The 5,425-nt window shown below is 65.7% G+C and carries 6 protein-coding genes; 4 read left to right on the top strand and 2 right to left on the bottom strand.

Annotated features, from left to right (window positions below; genetic code table 11):
* A partial coding sequence (locus QOC69_RS12590; RefSeq protein ID WP_526439897.1) for an NAD(P)-binding protein occupies window positions 1-428 on the bottom strand: 428 nt, incomplete at its 3' end.
* 287 nt (window positions 429-715) lie between these two features.
* Here QOC69_RS12590 and QOC69_RS12585 point away from each other — a divergent pair.
* The gene (locus QOC69_RS12585; protein WP_526439895.1) at window positions 716-2,500 is read left to right on the top strand and encodes a thiamine pyrophosphate-binding protein; all 1,785 of its coding nucleotides are present in this window, start codon (window positions 716-718) and stop codon (window positions 2,498-2,500) included.
* Window positions 2,501-2,580: 80 nt separating this feature from the next.
* The gene (locus QOC69_RS12580) at window positions 2,581-3,108 is read left to right on the top strand and encodes a hypothetical protein (RefSeq protein ID WP_526439893.1); all 528 of its coding nucleotides are present in this window, start codon (window positions 2,581-2,583) and stop codon (window positions 3,106-3,108) included.
* Window positions 3,109-3,126: 18 nt separating this feature from the next.
* Here the strand turns inward: QOC69_RS12580 and QOC69_RS12575 are convergent, their stop codons facing one another.
* The gene (locus QOC69_RS12575) at window positions 3,127-3,573 is read right to left on the bottom strand and encodes an ester cyclase (protein WP_526439891.1); all 447 of its coding nucleotides are present in this window, start codon (window positions 3,571-3,573) and stop codon (window positions 3,127-3,129) included.
* Window positions 3,574-3,806: 233 nt separating this feature from the next.
* On the opposite strand from QOC69_RS12575, the gene QOC69_RS12570 reads away from it, so the two are divergent.
* Entirely contained in the window at window positions 3,807-4,115 is a 309-nt protein-coding gene (locus QOC69_RS12570; protein WP_526439889.1) for an FmdB family zinc ribbon protein, read from the top strand.
* An 11-nt stretch (window positions 4,116-4,126) separates the two neighbouring features.
* The gene (fmdA, locus tag QOC69_RS12565; protein ID WP_526439887.1) at window positions 4,127-5,374 is read left to right on the top strand and encodes a formamidase; all 1,248 of its coding nucleotides are present in this window, start codon (window positions 4,127-4,129) and stop codon (window positions 5,372-5,374) included.
* The last annotated feature ends 51 nt before the right edge of the window (window positions 5,375-5,425 follow it).

The following is a 5,425-nucleotide window of genomic DNA, read 5'->3' as shown; positions in this document are numbered from 1 at the left end:
GCCTGGCCGTAGAACGGCTCGAGGTCGGCGTAATCGATGGGCCACGCCGGCGACACACCGTCGGCGTGCTCGATCTCGGCGAAATCGCATTCGCGAAAGCGCGGCAGCGTGGCCCCGTAGAGCTTCGTGCTGCCACCGACGTAGTGGTAGTTGCCGGGCACGAAGTCCTTTCCGGCCAGGGTGTCGTGCCACGCGGCCGAGTTCTTGTAGCGCCCGCGGGTATGCACGGCGTCGAAGGACCAGTTCTCCCGCTCGACCGGGAGGAAGTCGCCTTGCTCGATGATGAGGACGTCGACGTCACGGTCGCGCAACGCGTACGCGAGGCTGCCCCCGCCCATTCCGGAACCGATGATGGCGACGTCGGCCACGAGGACCTCCGGCGGGTCCGTGACGACCTGCGACCGCAACGCCGCGACTGGTGTGGACATGGAAAGCACTCCCCTGGGCTGAGGGTTTCGTGTCGACAGACGACACGACGACACTCTCCAAACCTAGGGATGCAGTTCTCCCAGAAGGAGCCGCAGAATATGCAGTGCTGCCCGTGGCCTTGCACAAAGTGTGTAAGGCATCCGGTGGCAGTGTGTGCAGGTCATTTCCGTCCAACTGCACAATTTGGGCCTGACCACACGTGATCCGTCGGGGTCACACTGAGTACGACCGTCGTCGCACGTCGATGCGAGCGCCAGTCCAGTACCTCACGACCGGAAGGACATTCATGCCTAGGCTCAACGGCGGGCAGGTCATCGCCCGCATCCTCAAGGAATACGGGATTCCTTACGTGGCGGGCATTCCCGGGCACGGCATCTGGGGCTTGATGGACGCCTTCAATGAGGACGAGTCGAAGATCCCCTTCATCCAGACCTACCACGAGCAGAGTGCGGTTCATCTGGCCGACGGCTACTACCGGGCGTCCGGCAAACCAATGGCCGCGGTCACGTCGATCGGCGCGGGCGCATCGAACACCGTGCTCGGCCTGGCCACCGCTTATAGCGACTCCACTAGTGTGCTGGTGATCACGGGCGGGCCACCGCGCCACATGCGCGGCCGCGGCGTCCTCCAAGAGCTGGAACGTCAGAAGGACAATGGCTTTCCACAGATCGCCGAGGCCGTGTCCAAGCGCAGCTGGGTGGCCAACAGCATCGAGGATCTGCCGTTCATCATGCACCGCGCGTTCAGCACGATGCTGACGGGCCGTCGCGGTCCGGCCCACGTCGAGGTGCCATGGGATCTGCACGCCGAGACCGCCGAGGTCAACTTTCACGACCTGGCCCGCAGGCTGCCGATCGGGTTGCAATACCCCGACCCCGAGGCGATCACTCGGGCCATCACGCTGCTGGGCACCGCCAGACGACCGGTCATCGTCGTCGGTGGTGGCGCCATCAGTGCCAACGCCACCGACGAAGTGCTCGCGCTGGCCGACGGGCTGTCCATTCCCGTCGTCACCACCTGGAATGGCAAGAGCGCGTTTCCTGAAGACCACGATCTGTTCGTGGGCAGTGTCGGGCAGACCGGCACCATCCACGGCAACTACCTGGCCGCCAACGCCGACGTCGTGGTGTCCATCGGATGCCGCTTCACCGACTGGTCGGCGTCGAGTTACGCCCGCGGACAATCTTTCTCGTTCCCACCCGCGAAGCTCATCCACATCGACATCGACCCGCACGAGATCGGCAAGATCTATCCTGCCGAGGTCGGGATCCTCGCCGACGCCAAGCCGGCGGTTGCCGCGATCGTCGCCTCCCTGCCGAACAAGCCCGATCGCAGCGATTATCTCGCCGAAGTCGCCGAGCGTAGGGCTGAGTGGGAGAACGAGTTGTCGACACGTCGCGACACCGACCGCTTTCCATTCACCCTGCAGCGGCCGCTGGCCGCACTGCGCCAGGTGATGGACCGCACCGGCATCGTGTTGGCCGGGTCGGGCAACACTCAGGGGGCGGTGAAGCAGACGTTCCCCGTCTACGAACCGCGCACCCATCTGACCACCGGCGGATTCTCCGCCATGGGGTGGCCGGTGCCCGCTGCACTCGGGGCGAAGCTTGCCGCTCCGGAGCGTCAGGTTGCCTGCATCACCGGTGACGGCGACTTCCTGATGACCGCCCAGGAGATCGGTGTTGCCGTCCAGCACGACATCCCCGTGGTGTTCATCGTCCAGGACAACTCTGGTTACATCTCCATCCGCGGCGGTCAGCGCAATGCCACCGACCGGATCATCGGCACCGAGTTCAACCGCCCCGATGGCAGCCCCTACAGCCCCAGTTTCAAGGATCTCGGCAAGTCGTTCGGGCTCGAGTCCTTCAGGGTCGAGTCCGCCGCCGACCTGGAGCCCACGTTCAAGCGGGCGTTTGACGCGCAGGCTCCCGTGCTCGTCGAGATTCCCACCGACCGTGACCTGGCCAGCCCATTCACTCCCGGCTGGTTGGACTTTCCACCGCTGCCCCACATCACCGACGAGCGCGCCGACGAGTACCGGCAGCTACGGGCCAGCGAGCAGCACCAATAAGTCGGCGATCTCAGTGCGTCGCGCAGACCCGCACCTAGACTCATCCGTTAGCCGATCGGGCGCGGGTCGAGGAGGCCGCCATGCGGATCCGGAGTCTTCGCGTCCTGTCGGGCCTGTGCGCGATCGCGTCGCTGTCGGCCTGCGGCCCCGTTGCCACCGACACCTCGGTCGGTAGGACGACGGCCACGTCGACGTCCGCCGTATCGACGTCACCGGCCCCGACCGTCGCTGCCCCACCGATGACGCTGGCCCCCGATACCCACAAGTGGGTCGATCTGGAGGTCGGTGACTGCATTGCCGACGTTCCCGCGGTCGATCTCGGTGCCGTGACCGTCTCGCTCGTCGACTGCGCGGCGGCGCACGCGGCCGAGGTCTATCTGCGCGCGCCGGTGGAGGTCAATGCCGCCATCGCCGACGTCGCCAACCGCAGCTGTGAGGCAGGAGTTGCCGAGTACACCGGTCGACCCGTCGACGGCAGCCAATACTCGGTGACCTACCTGATCGACTCGAATCAGGACAGGACGTCGAACAATCCCCTGCCGAGCACCGTCATCTGCCTGCTGCAATCCGCCAGCGGTCAAGCACTGACGGGATCCGCGCGGCGGTGAGATCACCGAGCAGGCCGATCAGGCCGCGACGATCAAGCCCAGCTGCCTCAGCACCTTCACCCCATCGTCCAGACCGATTTCCTCGGTGATCAGGCTATTCTCGACCTTGAGGATGGTGGTGCCGGTGAAACGCATCGTCTTGCCGGTTTCCGCAGGAAGCGCGCCAATGGGCATGTCGTCGAACGCTTCACCCGTCTGGGTGCCACCGCCGATCCACTGACCTACGACGTAGTCACCCTCGGCGATCAGGTCAGCAGTGCCACTGAAGGCAAGGTCGGGAAAGGCCGCGCGGAACTTCGTGGCGAACGCGTGCACCTCCGCGCGACCGCGGCACGGGGCGTGCAGGGAGTACTCGAAACGGATATCCGGTGCGGCGAGCTGCTCGATGACGGCCGGATTGAAATCCGGTCCCCAAAACTCGGTGAACCAGCGTCCGACGACAGACTTGTTTTCCTCGATCGACATGATCGTTCCTCCGTTACCAAACAGCTCGTGGTGTCGCCCCAGCCGGAGCGCTCACCAGGAAGACGTGCATCAGCACGGAAATGTGAGATTGCTGAACTACGGGACCGATTCGGCAACGTTTCGAGTGCGTGACACATGGGTTCCGCCCACGAGGCCGTTTCCTCACCGCGACGGCCGAAAATGATCACCTGGCGCGCCTCCGACCAACGTGATCCAATGGATTTGAGCCCCAAATGCATTCGCGGAGGTACGAGTACTTGCCGACCTATGGATATGACTGTGAGCCGTGCGGCGGTTTCACGCTGGTCCGACCGATGGCGAAGGTCGGCGACCCGGCCTCTTGTCCGTCCTGCGGGCGCAGCGCGCGGCGCGTGTTCGGCCTGCCGGCGTTGCGATCGCTGAATCCGCGCCTACGCCAAGCACTGGACGCCGGCGCTCGGAGCGCTGACGTTCCGACGGTGGTGTCGGCGGTACCCGGGCACTCCCGTCGGGCCACCCGCACCACGACCGATCCGCGCCACGCCCGACTGCCCCGACCCTGAGGAGTTGAAAGATGCCCGACGTCGTGTTCTCCGTCGACCAGGCCCGTTCGATGCGCGAGCAGGCCGTGCCGGGCCACAACCGGTGGCATCCCGACATCCCGCCGGCCGTTCGCGTGCGGCCGGGTCAGTCGATTCGGGTGGAGTGCCGCGAGTGGACCGACAGCCAGATCGGCAACAACGACTCCGCGAACGACGTCCGCGACGTCGACCTCTCACACGCCCACATGCTGTCCGGGCCGATCTACGTCGAGGGCGCCGAGCCCGGCGACCTGCTCGTCGTCGACATCCTCGATCTGGGCCCCGTGCCCCAGGAGGTCGGTGACGCGCCCGGTCAGGGCTGGGGCTACACCGGCATCTTCGCCAAGGCGAACGGTGGCGGGTTCCTCACCGACTACTTCCCCGACGCCTACAAGGCGATCTGGGACTTCTCCGGGCAGAAGTGCACGTCGCGGCACATCCCTGGCGTCGAGTTCACCGGCATCACCCATCCCGGCTTGTTCGGAACGGCTCCGTCACCGGAACTGCTGGCGCGGTGGAACACCCGCGAGCAGGCGCTGATCGACACCGACCCCGGGCGGATCCCAGCGCTGGCGCTGCCGCCGCTGGAGGAATCGGTGCTCGGCGGCACCGCAAGCGGGGACGTCCTGACCAAGATCGGCAAGGAAGGCGCGCGCACCGTGCCTGCCCGCGAGAACGGCGGCAACCACGACATCAAGAACTTCACCCGCGGTTCCCGGGTGTTCTACCCCGTGCACGTTCCGGGTGCGCTGTTCTCGGGCGGTGACCTGCACTTCAGTCAGGGCGACGGCGAGATCACCTTCTGCGGTGCCATCGAGATGGGTGGGTTCATCGACTTCCACGTCGACCTGATCAAGGGCGGCATGGAGACCTACGGGGTCACCACCAACCCGATCTTGATGCCGGGCAACGTCGAACCGCGCTACTCGGAGTTCATCACGTTCATCGGGATCGGCGTCGATCACGACACCGACACCCAGCTGTACAACGACGCGACCGTCGCCTACCGCAATGCGTGCCTCAACGCCGTGACGTACCTGCAGAAGTTCGGCTACTCCGGGGCGCAGGCGTATTTGCTGCTCGGCGCCGCGCCGATCGAGGGTCGGGTCAGCGGCGTCGTCGACATCCCGAACGCGTGCTGTTCGCTCTATCTCCCGACGGCGATCTTCGACTTCGACATCCGACCGTCGACGTCCGGGCCCGTCAAGGCCGACCGCGGGAGCTGTGCGATCTCGTCGTAGCGGCCCCAGTCTCGGCGACGCGAGCCACATCGCGGTGCAAGCAGGTGTGGT

This window comes from Mycobacterium sp., assembly GCF_032162105.1.
In the GTDB taxonomy this organism is placed as follows: domain Bacteria; phylum Actinomycetota; class Actinomycetes; order Mycobacteriales; family Mycobacteriaceae; genus Mycobacterium.
This window is presented reverse-complemented; position numbering and strand designations above follow the sequence as displayed.

Coding starts and splice junctions, on each gene's coding strand:
- QOC69_RS12575 (WP_526439891.1), bottom strand. CDS start 3,573: ATGTCGATCGAGGAAAACAAGTCTGTCGTCGGACGCTGGTTCACCGAG.
- QOC69_RS12580 (WP_526439893.1), top strand. CDS start 2,581: ATGCGGATCCGGAGTCTTCGCGTCCTGTCGGGCCTGTGCGCGATCGCG.
- QOC69_RS12585 (WP_526439895.1), top strand. CDS start 716: ATGCCTAGGCTCAACGGCGGGCAGGTCATCGCCCGCATCCTCAAGGAA.
- QOC69_RS12570 (WP_526439889.1), top strand. CDS start 3,807: ATGCATTCGCGGAGGTACGAGTACTTGCCGACCTATGGATATGACTGT.
- fmdA (WP_526439887.1), top strand. CDS start 4,127: ATGCCCGACGTCGTGTTCTCCGTCGACCAGGCCCGTTCGATGCGCGAG.